16 protein-coding genes are annotated in these 17368 nt (G+C 46.1%); 12 read left to right on the top strand and 4 right to left on the bottom strand.

The window, feature by feature from the left end; genetic code table 11:
* Nucleotides 1-7: 7 nt before the first annotated feature.
* Nucleotides 8-2509 carry a glycoside hydrolase family 31 protein gene (locus CHRO_RS18830; RefSeq protein ID WP_015155820.1) on the bottom strand — a complete coding sequence of 834 codons (2502 nt, stop codon included), beginning with the start codon at nt 2507-2509 and terminating at the stop codon, nt 8-10.
* 392 nt (nt 2510-2901) lie between these two features.
* Between CHRO_RS18830 and CHRO_RS18835 the strand changes: the two genes are divergently transcribed.
* The 9 genes from CHRO_RS18835 to CHRO_RS33480 all read left to right on the top strand — a co-directional run bounded on the left by CHRO_RS18835 (nt 2902) and on the right by CHRO_RS33480 (nt 11779).
* On the top strand, nt 2902-4353 hold the full coding sequence (locus CHRO_RS18835; RefSeq protein WP_015155821.1) for a hypothetical protein: 1452 nt from the start codon (nt 2902-2904) through the stop codon (nt 4351-4353).
* A 118-nt stretch (nt 4354-4471) separates the two neighbouring features.
* Complete coding sequence (locus CHRO_RS18840) at nt 4472-5278, top strand: ion transporter (RefSeq protein ID WP_015155822.1); 807 nt, start codon at nt 4472-4474, stop codon at nt 5276-5278.
* A 231-nt stretch (nt 5279-5509) separates the two neighbouring features.
* Complete coding sequence (locus CHRO_RS18845; RefSeq protein ID WP_015155823.1) at nt 5510-5734, top strand: hypothetical protein; 225 nt, start codon at nt 5510-5512, stop codon at nt 5732-5734.
* 68 nt (nt 5735-5802) lie between these two features.
* Nucleotides 5803-7077, top strand: coding sequence for a DUF389 domain-containing protein (locus tag CHRO_RS18850; protein ID WP_015155824.1), 1275 nt, complete (start codon nt 5803-5805; stop codon nt 7075-7077).
* Nucleotides 7078-7177: 100 nt separating this feature from the next.
* Complete coding sequence (locus tag CHRO_RS18855; RefSeq protein ID WP_015155825.1) at nt 7178-8143, top strand: mechanosensitive ion channel family protein; 966 nt, start codon at nt 7178-7180, stop codon at nt 8141-8143.
* A 30-nt stretch (nt 8144-8173) separates the two neighbouring features.
* Nucleotides 8174-9196: a mechanosensitive ion channel family protein gene (locus tag CHRO_RS18860; protein WP_015155826.1), complete on the top strand. Its 1023-nt coding sequence runs from the start codon at nt 8174-8176 to the stop codon at nt 9194-9196.
* Nucleotides 9193-10512 carry a DUF2254 domain-containing protein gene (locus CHRO_RS18865; RefSeq protein WP_015155827.1) on the top strand — a complete coding sequence of 440 codons (1320 nt, stop codon included), beginning with the start codon at nt 9193-9195 and terminating at the stop codon, nt 10510-10512. The genes CHRO_RS18860 and CHRO_RS18865 overlap by 4 nt, the downstream gene beginning before the upstream one ends.
* Nucleotides 10513-11000: 488 nt before the next feature.
* The gene (locus tag CHRO_RS33475) at nt 11001-11462 is read left to right on the top strand and encodes a hypothetical protein (RefSeq protein WP_219335961.1); all 462 of its coding nucleotides are present in this window, start codon (nt 11001-11003) and stop codon (nt 11460-11462) included.
* A 26-nt stretch (nt 11463-11488) separates the two neighbouring features.
* The gene (locus tag CHRO_RS33480) at nt 11489-11779 is read left to right on the top strand and encodes a hypothetical protein (RefSeq protein ID WP_084739167.1); all 291 of its coding nucleotides are present in this window, start codon (nt 11489-11491) and stop codon (nt 11777-11779) included.
* Between the two features lie 231 nt (nt 11780-12010).
* Here the strand turns inward: CHRO_RS33480 and CHRO_RS18880 are convergent, their stop codons facing one another.
* Nucleotides 12011-12964, bottom strand: coding sequence for a DNA methyltransferase family protein (locus CHRO_RS18880; RefSeq protein WP_015155829.1), 954 nt, complete (start codon nt 12962-12964; stop codon nt 12011-12013).
* A 220-nt stretch (nt 12965-13184) separates the two neighbouring features.
* On the opposite strand from CHRO_RS18880, the gene CHRO_RS33485 reads away from it, so the two are divergent.
* From CHRO_RS33485 to CHRO_RS18890, 3 genes are all read left to right on the top strand, one after another.
* A complete protein-coding gene (locus tag CHRO_RS33485) occupies nt 13185-14693 on the top strand; it encodes an ATP-binding protein (RefSeq protein WP_041462537.1) in 1509 nt (502 codons plus the stop codon).
* A 78-nt stretch (nt 14694-14771) separates the two neighbouring features.
* The gene (locus CHRO_RS30700; RefSeq protein WP_342669358.1) at nt 14772-14915 is read left to right on the top strand and encodes a type II toxin-antitoxin system HigB family toxin; all 144 of its coding nucleotides are present in this window, start codon (nt 14772-14774) and stop codon (nt 14913-14915) included.
* A 12-nt stretch (nt 14916-14927) separates the two neighbouring features.
* On the top strand, nt 14928-15305 hold the full coding sequence (locus tag CHRO_RS18890; RefSeq protein WP_015155831.1) for a helix-turn-helix domain-containing protein: 378 nt from the start codon (nt 14928-14930) through the stop codon (nt 15303-15305).
* A gap of 316 nt (nt 15306-15621) precedes the next feature.
* On the opposite strand, the gene CHRO_RS18895 is transcribed toward CHRO_RS18890, so the two are convergent.
* Complete coding sequence (locus CHRO_RS18895) at nt 15622-16746, bottom strand: THUMP domain-containing class I SAM-dependent RNA methyltransferase (protein WP_041463297.1); 1125 nt, start codon at nt 16744-16746, stop codon at nt 15622-15624.
* A gap of 386 nt (nt 16747-17132) precedes the next feature.
* Nucleotides 17133-17306, bottom strand: a complete 174-nt coding sequence (locus CHRO_RS32575; protein WP_158631915.1) for a hypothetical protein — start codon at nt 17304-17306, stop codon at nt 17133-17135.
* Between the last annotated feature and the right edge of the window lie 62 nt (nt 17307-17368).

Genomic DNA, 17368 nt, shown 5'->3' on the forward strand with positions numbered 1-17368 from the left:
AAGTTCATCAATCGCAGCGAAATCGAACTCTGTGAAAGAAATGGCATTGTAGTTGTTGTCCCTGTACGGGTGTTTCGCGATCGTCTACCCAGGCTTGCTGCAACGACACGCCATGTACGTGCAATTGTACGCTTTGATAAGGGAAGTCATAGTTTCCCTGCTGCTCCCATGTCAGTTCTAAACTGTCTTCATACTGAGTCAGAGTGAAGCGATCGCGCCGAGATTCTCCATAACCATCTCCCGCGTCAGTGTAGAGGGTGTAGGAATTTTGGATTGGTAATTGGTAATTGGTAATTGGTGGTTGTTGGTAACTATTCTCCTCTGCCCCTCTGCCCCTCTGCTCCTCTGCTCTCTTCACGGGTGGGTAAAGGTGAAGAATGAGTTGCCGATCTTCTTCCATTGGTAAAATACTTCCTGCCTTTACCAATAGAGGAATCTGTTCGAGCGGGGAATCTAGTTCGATTGTCTTTCCTCCTTCGATCGCCGTATCGTTCCAGAAGTTGTACCAATATCCTTGAGGTAGGTAAAGCGATCGCGATCGCTCTTTTTCTCGGACAACTGGACAGACAAGCAGCGCATCACCCAAATAAAACGCATCTTCTATATCCCAAAGCGAGCGATCGCGGCGATCGAACCAGAATAAAGGACGCACGGGTGGATATCCTTTTTGGGTTACTTCCCACGCTAGGGTATAAAAGTAAGGCATCAATCGGTAGCGTAATTGTAAGAAGCTACGGACGATACTTAAATAAGGTTCGCCATAAGTCCAAGGTGTACGCGGAGCAACGCTAGTGGAACTGTGGGTTCGGCAAAACATCAAAAACGTTGCCATCTGAAACCAACGCACATAGAGTTCGGCTGAGGGGTTACCTTGAAAACCGCCAATATCAGGACCAGTATAGGGAATACCTGATAATCCCAATCCGACGACTGTTGCTACTGTCTGGCGCAATGCTTCCCATGTCGAGATGGTATCCCCCGTCCAAGTCCACGCATAACGCTGTAATCCCGCCCAACCCGATCGCGATACGATGAAGGGGCGTTGTTGCGGTCGATATTGACGAATGCTTTCGTAGGCAGCTTCAGCTTCTAGTAACCCGTAGACATTATGCGCTTCGCGATGATCGCCCCCCCTGCCTTCCAAACAATGTTGTGCGACTTGAGGTAAGGAGGGATCGCCCCAGGAAACGAATGCCGCAGGTTCGTTCATGTCGTGCCAAAATCCCGCGACTCCTACATCCAGCAAATAGGCATATTGACGGCTCCACCACGCCCGCACTTTGGGGTTAGTAAAGTCGGGGAATGCCATCGCGCCCGCCCAGACTGAGGCGATCGCTAGTTCTCCGGTAGGATACGTGCAAAAGCCATTTAGGACTTGTCCCTCTAAAAATAAATTACTTTTACGACTGAACTTAATACCAGGGTTGTTAATGGCAATTAATCGCACGCCTGTCTCTGCCAGTTCTTGAGTGAAACTGTCGATTTTGGGAAAGCGTTTGGGGTCGATCGTAAAAGCGCGATGTCCGACTTGACAATCAATATCGAGATGAACGGCGCTTAAGGGTAAATTGTAAGTTTGAAACGCCTTGACTTCTTGGCGCACGTTTGCTTCTGTGCGGTATCCCCAACGCGATTGGTGATAGCCTAATGCCCAGCGCGGGGGTAGCGGCGCACGTCCTGTTAACTGGGTATAGCGATCGCTTAGTTGAGATGGCTCGCCAATCGTCATGTAGTAACGCAGAGACCCACCAGCAAAGTTGGCGATCGCCATGTCTGCAAATGTAAATTCAGCCCGAAAAGAGTTTTCATAAAAAATCAGGTAGCTGCCCCGATCGTGCAATCCTAAATAAACCGGAATGCAGATATATATTGGATCTGTCCCTGGCGCATACCTACCCCCAGGATCTCGATTCCACATCTGGTAGGTTTTAGGCTTTTGCAGCTCGTCCTTGACGGCGCGTAAATTTAGAGATGATGCTCGTTCTCCTAATCCATAAATGCGTTCTTCCGAGCGCAATTGTGCTTGATGCACCCATTTTTCTCCTTGTCGCTGGGGCGGTAATTCTGTTCTGAGGATTTGCCCCGTGCGATCGCAGAACTTGAGACTGCCATCTATACCAACAGTCACGCTCAATGCATCACTGGCGATCGCCCAACCGTTACCTATTTCTGATAGGGTTGTTTCAACAGTCTCCCAGTTGCGATCGACAACAGCATAGGGGAGCGGTGGCAGATCGGGAAACCAGTTCACTCGTACCAGATCGGCAGTGAGAAAAGAAATTTCTAGTTCAGCTTGCTTGAAATAGAAATATGCACCTCGGTCTATTGCTTGAGCCTGAAGTAATTTTCCAGGTTGGATAACCGGATTGGCAGATGGATCGGGAAGATATTGGCGCTGGAGGCGATCGCGTTTTAAAGAATAGAAAAATGCGTGCGGTATATACTGGAGAAAAAATAGCGACTTGAAAACGTAATTTATTTGCAGCGATAGCTGTTTGAAAAATGTCATGATGTCAAAATAATTTGGACTTATGAACTTGCGTTCGCCCTAATTACGAACTTCAAGAGAAACAAAGGGCTTCTTTTTCTTGACTCTCTATAAATTGCTTCATATAACTCAGAATTTTAACTATCGATTGCGATTTACTGAGTCATTCTTTTCAGATTAATTACTGAGTTGCTGTCGTTCTTCTCCTCAAAGAATTAATTATCCATCTATCTAAGGAGCGATTCAATTTTAAGCCCACTCTTCTATACATAGTTAATGAGAACATTTACTTAGATACTACTAATAACAAGCAACTTCTAGGTAAATTTTGCGCGATTGAGAAGTCAAGTGTTCTTAGCGCAACGAGCGTATTGGGTTATTACAAAATAGCCAGTAAGTTACAAGGAAGGCGTATGCAATTTTCCTCACCCTATTTAACAATAACTAATCAACTGGCATCATTGGGAGTCAAGCCCAAATATATTACGGATCTTGATTCGGCAACGACGGCATTACGTGCAACTGCTAAATTCTTGCATGGCAAAGAGTTGCGATCGGGGGGCTTTGCACCATCTCTTGCCGCTTCAATCACAGATGCCGTTAGCTATCTCCCTAAAGAACTTGGGAAAAATCTGTCTACTCGGTCGGGCTGGCTTAGTGCCTCCTCGCCCAACGTTGTAAACGACGTGCGGGCAGAAACCATGTCCCAATGGGTAGTAAACCAATATCCTCAACGGCGTTATCCTGGTGCCGTCATTGGTTCTTCAAATGGTGCTGCCGTGCATCTGTGTGCCGCACTTGGTATCCCCTGGTTGCCGCAAACACTCCTCATCTCTTTGCGACACCCTGTCGATCCTGACGAACCAAAACAGGAACTAGAGTGGGCTAAAGCACCAGCCCAACAACTGCTAGCAAAGAATCCCGATTTGTGCGTGTACCAAATGCACGACCCGAACCAAGATCGCTTAAAGGTTCCTCGCGTCACTTACTTTCGGCTGAAGCGCACTCGTCTCGGCACGCAATTCCAGCAGTTTCTCCAGCAGAATTTAGAGCCAGGGGCGACGCTATTCTTACTTGAGTGCCAATATAGCTGGTTGTCCACACAAGTTAGCGATCGCCATGTCTTTCAATTTGGTGGCAAAGGCAAATTAGCTCCAGATGATTATTTTCAGCACAGCCAGCAGATCGCTGACTTCCTGCAACAGAACGGATCTCAACACCGATATTGGGAACCGCCTACCCCAGATGGTAGATTGCCAGAGTCAGAGTGGGGGTTTGAAGGGGCTTTACGCGACGATGTAGAGCAGTTTGCCCGTCAGCACGGCTTTCGCGTTCGTCGGATTGTTTTCGATTTTCCCCAAGATCTGAGTCCGCTAGTTGCTGACTTATATCGCTGGTGGTATCAGGAACGGGGTCTACCAAGCGATCGCCTCTTGGTGGAATCGTTCGTTTACCTTCAGCCTTGGTTGGCGTTACGCCTGGGATTAGTGCCATTTTGGACGGTATTTAACGATCGCATGTCGGCAGAGCGGCTCAATAACTATTTAGATACTGCCAAGCCCTACGATGAAATTTACATGACTTTGTTCTCGAATGGTTTGAAAGCACTCGGTCAGGCTTCCATTGAAGAATGGCAATCTATTCTCAATCGCGCCCGTACTCGCGGTCAATTTATTGGGGTAAACGAGCAGACATATCCTGGAGATTTAGCATCGTATACTCGCCACTACACCGATTTGAAGAAACTTGAGGAACGCTACCCAATACCAGAATCGCTGACAATACAACAACTCGATAAATTTTTATCGCAAGCAGGCGCGCGCTATCCAGTGCAATGGATCGATCGGTGTTGTCAGGTTAACTGATTCCACGAGTTTTGCACCTTTTTTCCCTAAAATACAGCAGGCGATCGCAACTGAATTGCAACAACAATGACAAAGGGACAGAAGTTATGAACTCTAACAAAAAAGCAAAAGTTGCTAGATGAAATCCTCAGAGAAACACGTACTCAATCGAGAACGACAGGAGATTTTGCAACAGCTAGAAGACTGGCTGGAAACACCCATGCTGCTGTTAGGCTTCGCGTGGTTGGCGTTGTTTGTCGTTGAGTTAATTTGGGGTTTGACTCCGTTACTCCAAGCGATCGGTACAGTTGTTTGGATAATTTTTATTCTTGATTTCATTCTCGAATTTACCCTAGCTCCACATAAACTTGCCTATCTTCGACGCAACTGGCTGACAGTTATTGCTCTACCACTACCAGCATTGCGCCTGTTCCGGTTCGTGCGCGTTTTACGGGTGCTAAATACTGCAAGAGCGGCTCGTGGTATTAGGTTGCTACGTGTCATTACTCGCACGAATCGGGGGATGCGGGCGATCGGTGCTAGTTTAGGTCGTCGCGGTTTCGGATATGTTGTAGCAACAACGTTGGTAATTACCCTAGTCGGAGCAGCAGGGATGTATGCGTTTGAAAGTAATATTCCCAACGGTGAGGGACTAAATGACTACGGCTCGGCACTCTGGTGGACGGCAATGCTCATGACTACGATGGGTTCGGAATACTGGCCCCAGACTCCTGAAGGGCGAGTGCTTTGCTTTTTCCTGGCGCTGTATGCTTTTGCCGTATTTGGTTACTTGACAGCCGCGATCGCCACATTTTTTATCGGTCGCGATGCCGATGATGACGAGGCAGAAATCGCCGGGGCTAAATCTATCGCCGCACTACACGCCGAAATTACAGCTTTGCGTCAAGAGATTCAGGCGCTATCTCGTCAGCAATCGGAACAGTAAATTTGGTGACTCATCCGTGAACGAACTGAACACGGAGCTAGTAAAACCTGTAATAGCTGCAAATGCTCCTACAGCAGCGACAATACTTCTCCTGTCTCCTTTTTTCGGAATTTCGCTGAAATCTCCCCGACTTTTCCACTATTTAAATCTAACTTCAAAAAAAGAGGCAGTTAAACCGAGTAACTGTTGTTCATAACTCCTGTTTCAACAAATGCTGGCGTTGCGTGTCTTATGAGCGATTTAGTCAAGATTTTCACTAGGAAATGGCTAAATCGCCAAAGCGATCGCGCAACGCTCTTTATTACTCAAACACAACATACTGAGGCGATCGGCACTATGAATAGTATTTTTTCGCGGCAACTTTCGCTGAGTCTAGCATTGTTAGCACCAATAGCCACAGGTGTCGCTGTCTTTGGTAGTGGGTTGTCAGCACAAGCACAAACAATGACTCTCTGAACGATAATAGATTCAAGTACTACAACGGTTTTGACATTTACGCGATCGCATCTAAATAAAAGGATAACGTGCGTCAGTTACTAATACAGGTTCCGCGTGGCTGTGGCAAACAAGTGTTGGCAACTGCCAAAGCTTTTGACGGAGCGAATTTAACACTAATTGAAGCGACTGGGAGCGATGGCGCGATTGACTTAGCGATCGCCCACATCTCCAACAGCAAAGTTGAAGGACTGTTAGGAGAGTTGCAATCTTTACCACAACTACACGTCACGCTGATCCCGCAGGGGGTGATGGCACTACAGCCACCACCAGAAGAAGCACCCCAGCAAGTCACAAATGTAGAACTTCGCAGCCCAATTGAAATCTTTTTGGCTGGTCTGCAAAGCGTCGGTTCGTGGAAAGGCTTTCTAGGATATGCGGCGGCTGCGGGTGTAGTGGTTTGGATTGGCTTGTATACAAATACGAATTATCTGCTGGTTGCCGCGATGCTGATTGCACCGTTCGCGGGACCAGCAATGAATTTGGCGATCGCCACAGCACGGGGCGATCTAACTTTGCTCAAGCGTAGCATCATCCGTTACTTTAGCGCCCTGGGCGTGACAATTTTAGTTGCTCTAGCACTCAGCCTGATTCTGCAACAGGAGATTCCCACAACTCAAATGGTGCAAACGAGCGAACAATCTTCAGTGGCGGTATTGCTACCGTTAGCAGCTGGCGCAGCTGGGGCGCTCAATCTCGTACAATCTCAAAGAAGTAGCCTGGTATCGGGTGCATCAGTAGGAATGCTCGTCGCTGCTTCGCTTGCACCGCCTGCCGGACTCGTGGGGATGGCTGTGGCGATCGGCAGGTGGGATATGGTCGCGAGTGGATTGTTCGTCCTCTTGCTGCAACTGGTAGGAATCAATTTGACTGCGGCGCTGTTGTTTCGCGTCTTTGGCTTGTCCACAAAAGGTTCTCGCTATCGGCGGGGTAAGCAATGGGTGTTTGCGGCTACTCTGGCTGTGACTGTGGCAGCTTTGGTAGGATTATTAACTTGGCAGTTGAGCAACCCACCAGAATTTCAACGTTCTACCCGCGCCCAAAGAGCTACGGCTGAAATTCAGCAAGTGGTAGAAGCAAATAATACTACCAATTTGGTTGAGGCTAATATCCGTTTCACTCGCTCGGAAGTTCCAGGGCAGAATACGCTGCTGGGTGTGGTTTACGTCCAACGGCGATCGGGAGTCACCGCATCAGGGGAGGAAATTCGCAATACGCTCACCCGTCAGATCCAAACGCGCTTATTAGAACAAGGTTTTAATGTCACACCGTTGATTGATGTCAATGTCTTAGAAGCACCCTAAAACTTGAGCTATTCAGCCCCTCAAGCACTTGTGGAACACTATGACTATACATCTGCTGGAAATATCCGTTATCGATCGCAGCTGAAACAGGAGGCAACAGTTGGAGCAAGTTTTTAAATTGATTAGCTTCAATACCGAAATCGGGCTAAAGGTATTATTCACGCTTGCCTTCCTGATTGTCCTCTGGCTACTGCGTCGCGTCGCGAATGCTTTTATTAGAGAATCAATTCGCGATCGCTACAACGGACGGATTTGGTTCTGGGCAGGGCAGGGATTAAATTTAGTTACAGCAGTATTGTTAATCTTAGGGTTGCTGGAAATTTGGTTTGACAACCCCAATCGACTTGCTACTGCTATCGGTTTAGTCACAGCAGGTGTAGCCTTTGCCCTACAAAAACTGATTACGGCGATCGCGGGTTACTTTGTGATTTTGCGGAGCAATATTTTTAGCGTTGGCGATCGGATTACGATGGGTGGGGTGCGCGGCGATGTCATTGCTCTAGGTTTTATCCACACGAAAATCATGGAAATGGGACAGCCAGTTTCATTTCAAGATACAACTTCTCCAAGTTGGGTGAAAAGCCGTCAATTTACTGGCAGAGTTGTTAGTATCACCAACGACAAAATTTTTGACCAACCAGTTTACAACTACACGCAAGATTTCCCCTATCTTTGGGAAGAAATTAGCGTGCCGATTTCTTATACAGCCGATCGCGATCGCGCCGAACAAATTTTATTAGAATGTGCTGAGCGTCACACGGAAAATATTAATCAGATGAGTCAAGAATCTTTAAAAGTGATGCGCGATCGCTATTTTCTCCATTCTCACGATTTGACACCCAAGGTTTACTATCGCATTACTAATAATTGGCTAGAAATGACTGTCCGCTTTGTCGTCAGAGAACATGGAATTCGCGATCTCAAAGATGCGGTTAGCCGCGATATCCTCAAAGCTTTCGATGTGGCTGGAATTAGAATTGCCACGACGACTTATAACGTTGTCGGATTTCCTCCACTTCAGATCGAGAATAGCTTTAGTAATCCAAAAGAAAATTCGCAACACTAATCTACATTTTAAGCATTAGGATAAACAACTATGGATATTCAAGCAGCAATAACAGCAGCATGGCAGAAAATTGGGGGACAGATTGACAGCTTTATTATCATGCTGCCAAATATTATATTGGCAGTTATTGTTTTTTTCATATTTTTCTTCGTGGCTCGCTGGCTGAAGCTATTAGTAAAACGCCTTACCCGCAGGCATCGGCAGGCACGAAATTTAGGTATGGTACTAGGGCGATTGGCTCAAGGAGCTGTGATTCTCTTGGGCTTATTTGTCGCACTATCAATCGTTGTCCCCACATTTAGAGCCGGAGATTTAGTTCAGCTACTCGGTATTAGTGGTGTAGCAATTGGTTTCGCTTTCCGCGATATTTTGCAAAACTTCCTAGCTGGGATTCTGATTCTGTTGACCGAACCATTCAAAATTGAGGATCAAATTGTTTTCAAAGACTTTGAAGGCACGGTGGAAAATATCGAGACACGCGCTACGACAATTAGAACCTACGACGGTCGCCGAATTGTGATTCCCAATTCCGAACTATTTACAAATTCGGTCACTGTTAACACTGCATTTGATGCTCGTCGCATCGAATACGATGTCGGCATCGGTTACGGTGACGATGTGAATGAAGCAAAACGGTTGATGCTAGAAGCAATTTATAGCGTGGATGATGTTTTGCGAGATCCTACTGCTGATGTCTTGGTACTAGAATTAGCCCAAAGTAGCGTCAATATCCGTGCCAGGTGGTGGATTAAACCGCCAAGGCGAATAGACGATCTCAATTCGCGAGACAAGGTAATTTCTGCGATTAAGCAAAAGCTTTATGTAGAAAATGGCATTGACTTGCCTTATCCGACACGCCAAATTTTATTCCACGACCAAACCGAAGAGACAGATGGCGATCGCACTCGTCAGCGTGAAGGATGGCCCGCTGGCAGCAACGAAGTTCCAAAACCACGCAGTATCAGCGGTTCTCTTAAACGAATAGCCCAAATCCAAGCCTCAAAAAACGGTAATGGCAGCGATCGAAATCTGGCAGCGGACGATAACAGATGAAAAACGTCAAAATTGGGAAAATTTGGGATAACTTGCACTCTAGCTACTGGTTCTTGCCCACAATTATGGCAGCGATCGCGATCGCCCTGGCATTTACAATGCTGAATCTCGATCGCGCTGGTTTCTACGGACCGTTGGAAAAATGGGGCTGGATCTACGCGGGTGGTGCTAACGGGGCGCGAGAGGTACTTTCATCTGTAGCTGGTTCGGTGATTTCTGTTGCGGCTACTGCTTTCTCAATTACCATCGTGGCGCTTCAGCTGGCTGCGTCTAACTACAGTCCTCGCGTGCTGCGTAACTTTATGCAAGATAGAGGCAATCAAGTTGTCTTAGGGACATTTATTGCTACGTTCGTCTACAGCTTGCTGGTACTGCGGACTGTGCGCGGTGACGGCGATGATTACGACTCTTTTGTACCGCAATTGTCAGTTACAGTCGGGTTGCTGTTAGGACTTGCCAGTATTGGCGTACTGATTTATTTCATCCATCATGCCGCCACAATCATTCAAGTGTCCCATATCATTATGGACGCTAGTAACGATCTTCACGGCGCGATCGAGCGCTTGTTTCCCGAAAAGTTAGGGCGGAGTTTGCCCAAGCCGCACGAACATGCAATTCCAGCTAATTTCGATTGGGATGCTTATCCAGTCAAAGCTAATAATAGCGGTTATGTCCAAGCAATTGATAACGAAGAATTGATGCAAATTGCCTGCGATCGCCAACTATTATTACAAATAAAATCTCGACCAGGTAGGTTTGTGGTCAAGGGTAGCGATTTAGTCATGGTGTTTCCAGGAGATAAGGTCAATCGGAAACTGAGCGATCGAATTAACGATGCTTTTATGTTTGGCAGACAACGCACCGAACAACAGGATGTCGAGTTTCCCGTGAATCAATTAGTTGATATTGCCCTACGTGCCATTTCTCCTGGGATCAACGATCCGACAACTGCGATTGAGTGTATCGACCAACTAAGTGCTGGGTTGTCTCATTTAGCTCAAAGGGAGATTCCTTCTGCTTACCGCTACGACGACGATAACAACCTGCGTGTCATTGCCGAACCGTTCACGTTTGCCGGATTGACCGATGCTGCTTTCAACCAAATTCGTCAATATGGGAAATCAGATGTAGGAGTAGTGATTCGGCTTTTGGAAGCGATCGCTACGATTGCGCGTTATACCCAAAATGAAAAAGACCGTGCGGCACTACGCCGCCACGCCGAAATGATTCGGCACGATAGCCACCAAGCTGTTTCTCAGGAGTTGGATCGCCAAGATATTGAAAAGCGATATCAGGCAGTTTTGCAAGTGCTTTAGATGACTTGTGGCGATCGCCAAAATTATTCTTATTGGCAGAAGCAATATTGTTCTAACCAGCTCAGCCTGAAAAAAGAAATGACTTGCAATGCAGGTAATTTGCAATCTCAGATCGTCAGAAAATGACTTTAACTAAAAATGTCTAGAATTTTGTTCGCAGTTGCCGAGCCAGCAACATCTAAATTCTCATATCGTTTGGTTATCGGCACTATTTGCTGTCATTTTAGCTCTAGTGCATCTATTTTCCGGTAAACTCCGCTTTCTCGAAAGAACTCCTCGCACTGAAGGGGTGACAAGGAGGTTGAAAGGACTGGTGTGTGGGAGCGTTACGGTTTTGCGGTAGAAAAAGATAGGTCGAAAAATTGTCAAGCCGACCTATCAGACAAATGTTGCCTCAATTCTACCAGACCTGTTTCCAAAAACTGCTAACTCCCACGCAGTACAAAATGTTACAAATTTTGGTAATGCTATTACAATTTCATAAATCTGTGACAATAGAAAAGCTTGCGACTATCTTTCCACAGCCGATACTATTTGAAAGCCGTCGTCGCAGTATCCAACGATTCTTATTCGTACCACAATTGAGTATTAAAGCCTTTTGGTTTCCATTACTGAAGCGATGGGTAAAAGACCGGAAACTCAAACAGGGGAAACGACTAACATTAGCGATTGACCGTACCCAGTGGCGTGACCAAAACGTTTTTGCGATCAGTCTCATAGAAGACCGACGAGCAATTCCGATTTATTGGCAATTGTTATCGAAAAGAGGATGTAGCAATCTGGGTGAGCAAAAAGCCTTAATCCGTCCAGTCTTACAGTTGTTTAAAGGATACAAAGTCTTGTTGTTAGGTGACAGAGAGTTTCATAGTGTAAGATTGGCGAACTGGCTACAGTCCAAGCAAATTGGGTTTGTCCTACGTCAAAAGAAAGGGACATATATTCGCCTCTGAAAATCAATCTTACCAACGCGCTCGTAATGCTAGGGATAGTTCCAGGAGTCTCGTTCTTTTTAGAAGATATTCAAGTGACTAAACAACAGGGATTTAGTCGGTTTAATTTAGCTGGATATTATCCCCGTAAATATCGAGGAAAAGTCGAGCCATCCGGTTGGTATCTACTCACCAACCTTTCCAGTTTGAAAGCAGCACTTCAAGCATTTAAACAACGTAGCGGTATAGAAGCAATGTTTAAAGACTGCAAAACTGGTGGCTACAATCTAGAAGCTTCTCATACTACCAATGAACGCTTAATTGCCCTAATTTTATGAATCGCCATTGCCTATAGTTGTGCTGTTTTATCTGGTCGTCGTAGCAGACACATGGGAGTACAAAAATATGTGGGACGGTTAAATGAGTTACGGCGAACGTGCCGCCGACATAGTGCCTTTTGGGTTGGTTTATATGGTCAGCTATGGGTAGGTGCAATGGAGTCATGGACAGATTTAGCATCTGCATTAATGCAAACTAAGCCCAATAAACTGCTCTATTTCCAGAAAGGTCTACGGGCTATGGTACTGATTCAGTCTGCTTTGTAGCCTCGTTGTCACCCCTTCAGCAGCAGGTAAAGGTAGCGACGACTTGCCCTTACCCGCGATCGCAATTAGATCGATGGGAAAACCATCCCCCTGCCTGTGGTAGAGGTCGCCCCAGATCGAAAAGTGATGGATGACATTGTACTCCTGGTACAAGGTAAAGTAAAAAGCCCGACTCGATCGCAAATTGTAGCGGTTGGAACGCTCCGCCTCTGCCCCTAACTTTCCCCTCAAAATCAGAACTGCCCTCCCCTCTGGTTTCATCGCCTTGAGCGCGTTGAGGGCGATCGCGTGGTCGATTTGCGTCGTGCTGTAGCGCCCTAAGTTAAATAACTTGACTCGTCCGCGCTCGTCCATCACCGAGTTAAAAGGAGGATTGGCAATGACGATATCGTGCTGTTGGGCGGGAAGGTAAGTCACGGCATCTTCTTGAGTCACCGTATATCCCTGTTGCCGCAGGTCAGCCGCTCGTTCGCGGTTGAGTTCGTTGACCGAAGCAAGAGTCGGATTGGCTGCGGGCAAAAGCGCGCCGTTGCCAGCTGTCGGTTCGTAGACAGTCTTTTCTGAAGTCATTTGGGCTAGCATTGCCGCCAAATACGCGATCGGAACGGGAGTGCTGTATGCTTGTTGAGCGATACTGGTACTAGAGCGCGTACCGAGCGTTGGCTGACGTTGGTATAAGTCTACCAGTCGAGCGTATGCTTGACGAGGATCTAGCTGGGCAGTAGCAATAATTTTGGCAGCTCGGACTAACCCTCTCTCCACTGACTCATCGACTAACTTGGCGAGCGCCGTTCCAGGTAAAACTGAAGTATCTAATATCTTTGATGCTCGTTCGCGGGCTGAGACAATTGTGGCAAAACTTCCGCCTTGGATGAAGCGATCGGCGAAAGCCGAAACTAGTTCGTATTCTCGATCCATATTGCTTAAAAGTTCGGTTGAAGGTCAAGCAGAGGATGATGCTGGATATTTGTCTCCCAATCGCAGATCAAATTTTCCTCTCTTCATGCCTTATAAACAGATGCTCGCCAACCAATTTACCGCTGGACTGACTTGCTTTTGTACTTTAGTAATTGCAATATAATCTATCATGCAAAAATGTCGGAATTTCACTCTCAAATATTAAGTAAAGTAAAGCACGTTGCGAACGATTGATTGTCAAGAAGCTATTGAAGCAATAGACGAGCTAATGCTTCTCAAAGCAGGTAGACGCTTGAGCCAGGATGAACAGCTCGTTATAGAAGCGGCTTGGGAAGACAAACACTACAAGGAGATAGCCCAAACTCACTCCTCCACAATCGATCGGTTACAGCGCGATGTCGGGCAAAAGTTGTGGATTTTGCTGACAGGAATTTTAGGGAATGGGGAAAAAATTACCAAGAAACGGCTGCGGAGCATCTTAGAACGAAGAATGGTAGCAGGCTTCCTTTTGTCATCCGCTCCCAGTCAGTCCAATCCTGTTAATACCTCTGCTATACCCGTGATTGGGGGACAGCCTCCTAACGTGCAGACTTTTTTTGGACGCGAGGTAGAACTGAATCAACTGAGGGAAGCGATCGCCAATTGCCGCTGCTTAGTTATCTATGGAGCGCCAGGAATTGGTAAAAGTGCTATGTCCGCAAAATTAATCGAAGAAATCAGTACAAAGCGTCAGCCCCAGTTCGATTGTTTAATTTGGCAATCAGTTCACTATGGTCCGACACTTAAAGGCTTACTCGTCAATCTGCTTGACGATCTAGCTCTACCAGCAATCCCAGAGCAACATCTACCTCAAAACACGCAAGAGCTAGCTACTCTCTTAATAGAAACACTCTCCATGCGTCGTTGTCTAATAGTACTAGATAGTGCCGAAGCCTGGTTGCGAAAAGATAGAAATAGTAGCTTCAATCTCTATGGCGAGCAATACTCGGAATCTGGCGTTTTCTTCCGTCGAATTATAGAAGCAAAGCACTCTAGCTGCATTATTTTAATCTGTAGAGAGCCTTTCAAAGACTTAATGAAATTACAACGTTCGGGACGACCAAGTGATTCGTTCAAGCTGGAAGGATTGAATGTGAAAGCAGCTGGAGAAATTTTGCGAACTAGAAGATTAACTGACGAGCAGAAATGGTCAGAATTGCTCGAACCCTACTTAGGCAATCCCGCAGCAATCGAATTAGTTGCCAGTCGTATTGAAAATTTCTTTAGCGGCAGTGTAGCTGAATTCCTTCACTATAAAACTCTTTTGACATCTGAAATATTTAGGCAAACTTTAGCTCATCAATACCAGCCTGAAAGATTGAGCATTTTGGAACAGCAAATCTTAAGCCATTTAGCCCAAAGAGCAGACGATACAAATGATTTTGTTAGCTTTATACAGATGGTTGAAGAATTACACGTTCGACTGCCAAGCAGTTTATCTGTCTCAGAACTCATGAGTTCTATAGAAAATCTCAACAGTTTTTCTTTAATTATAAGAAATAAAAGCTGGAAAAACAAAAGAGCTTTTCTTAAAACTTCCACCTCTATTAAAAAAATATATTCTTCAAGAGAAGCAAGTAAAATTATTACGTACAGCCCACGCTTTTTCGACATCAAATATGCGTATTATTGCCCGCAATACCCTCCGTTGCTTCTGGGAGGAACATCCAGATGCAGAAGAACCTCTTAAACTTGGTATGCGGAAGTTTCTCAAGCAATCTGGTCGAGTCCAGCAGATATAAAAGCACTGTATCGCAATGTTAGTATTGTGGCAAATAACCGAGCGATCTTTAACATCAAAGGTAATTCCTATCGTTTGATTGTAGCAGTACGGTATGACATTAAAATCGTATTTATTCGTTTTATCGGCACTCACGCCCAATACGACAAAGTTGACGCGAAAACTATTTAGCTAAGCTAAAACATGGAAATTCATCCGATTAAAAACGAGCGAGATTACCAAGCTGCACTGAGAGAAATTGAGTTGCTGTTTGACGCACAACCCAATACTCCCGAATTAGAGCGATTGGATATTCTCAGTACGTTAGTTGAAGCCTACGAAAAAACTCATTATCCTATTTCCAGCCCCGATCCAATTGAGGCGATCGCGTACTACATGGAATCACGCGGACTTTCTAGCAAAGATTTAGAACAATGTCTTGGAAGCTATGAGGGAGTATTAGAAGTTTTAGCGCGGAAACAACCCCTGACCCTAGAAATGATTCGTTGCTTGAATCAAGAGTTAGGCATTCCCGCAGAAATTCTGATTCAGCCGTATACCTTAGCCGAAACTTCTGCATAAACTACTCCGACCTCAGCGTAGCGGGTCGGAGTAGTTTATGCAGCCCTAGATCGTTGCCAATTGAAAATTTGTGCGCCAATGGCGCACAAAAAAGAGCGGATACAAATAACAATGAATTTTCTCAAGCAGCGAACGTCAGTACAGACCGCGCTTCTTAACTAGAAACAGCCCAACAAATTATGGCGCTTGCAGCAAACTGTCGAGTTAGCAAGTCGAGTGGCAAGGCTACCCAGTGGTCGTGTTTCTCCAATCATTTTCATATTTTTCTTTTTCAAGGGAGTTTCCCTGCTATGTTAATTGATAGCCCTTTACTCCTTTAGTACAGTTCGTACTTAAGTAAAGTACAAGCGATCGCACCATTATAAACCCGAAAGCGAGCAGAGGTTCTCAGCCCCACTTGTTTAGCCAACTCTTTGTTTCCTGTCAAAATAAAGGCAGTCCAACCTTTAAAGCGTTGTTTGAAGATATCACCTAGCATTTTGTAGAGCGCGCCTAGTTCTCTTGCAACTCCTAAACGCTCTCCATAAGGTGGGTTACAAACGATTGTCCCACATCCTGCTGGAGCTTCCAACTGAGCTAACTCAGTTTGGCTAAACTGGAGCTGATGTTCCAAGCCACATCGTTCGCTATTACTGCGTGCCTGGGTCAATACCTCTGCGTCGCGATCGCTCCCCCAAATCGGTGCTTTTAGTTGCTGCAATCGCTCCTTTTTGGCTTGCGTCAGCAGTTGTTGCCATAGCTCTTGGTCGAAATCAGGAAAGCTTTCAAAGCCAAATTTTTGTCGCCACAAACCAGGCGCAATGTTTAAGGCTTTTAATCCAGCTTCTATCGGCAGGGTTCCCGATCCACATAAAGGATCTAGAAACGGAAGACTGGTATTCCAATCTGCAATTTCCAGCAGGGCTGCGGCTAAAGTTTCTTTCAGCGGGGCTGCTCCCATTGCTGGGTGATAACCTCGTCGATGCAGACTCGTCCCCGAACTATCCAGGCTTAAAATACAACGCTGTTGCTGGATGTGAACGTTGACCAGAAGATCCGGATTTTGGGGGGCGATCGTGGATCTTTGACCGAATTTACGCCGCTGTTGGTCTACAATAGCGTTTTTCACCTGTAGTGCAGTAAAGTGGGTATGGTTCAGTTTTTGATTGCCACCCGTACAGCTGACTGCTAGGGTGTTATGGCTTTGCAGGTATTTATCCCAGGAAATTTTTTGCACCTCACGGTAGAGGATGTCTGCATTAGGGCAGTAAAATTCGCGGAGCGGTACTAGCACCCGAAAAATTGTCCTTGCCCAGAGATTGACTCGGTATAGCGTTGCTTTATCCCCAACAAAATGTACCCCAGCGAAGTCGGGGCGGACTTGGCTCGCCCCTAAACGTTCTATCTCCTGGGCTGCAATCGATTCTAGACTACGAGCCACTGTTGCAAAATAATGGTTCATCAACGCTGCTATCTCAACTCGATCCATTCGAGTAACGTAACAAATCCCCTTTGAGGCTACCTCCGTCCTTAGCTTCAATGCTGCAAGTCGCAACGCTCGGCTTCCACTCAGCTCAGAGAACGATCGCGTTGCTCTGGTTGTAGATCGTCTGCGCCTTCTGACGATGATCTAAGTAGAGGTGGATGGAAAATTAGTCCCAAGGTTTAACCCTATTATGTCACTCGGAAGGCAAAAATCGAAGCTCACTCCCTGTAACCGCGATCGGCTCAAGGTTAGAAGCTTTATTTTCGCGCCAGCAACCCAACTTTCTAACCAAAAAGTTAAATAGTATTGCACTAAAAGCCTTTCAGGAATTAGCTCCCAAAGTGACAAAACAGGGGTATGAACTAAATAAATTGGAAGTAGTCTGCGCTCAAGTCCAAAGTTTCAGGACTAATACCGGGGAGTGCAGCGATCTGCTCCGGCAGTGCGCCTGAGATGCTGGCATATATCCCTGTTCCAGAGGGCAGTCCTTCGGGTAGATTGCCGAGAGTGTACTGCACCTCAACAGTAGGAGTCACTAGAGTTGATGCAGTCCGACTTAGTATTACAGTTGTAGATAAGCTAAACAAGATTGATAAGT

This window comes from Chroococcidiopsis thermalis PCC 7203, from assembly GCF_000317125.1.
Taxonomy (GTDB): domain Bacteria; phylum Cyanobacteriota; class Cyanobacteriia; order Cyanobacteriales; family Chroococcidiopsidaceae; genus Chroococcidiopsis; species Chroococcidiopsis thermalis.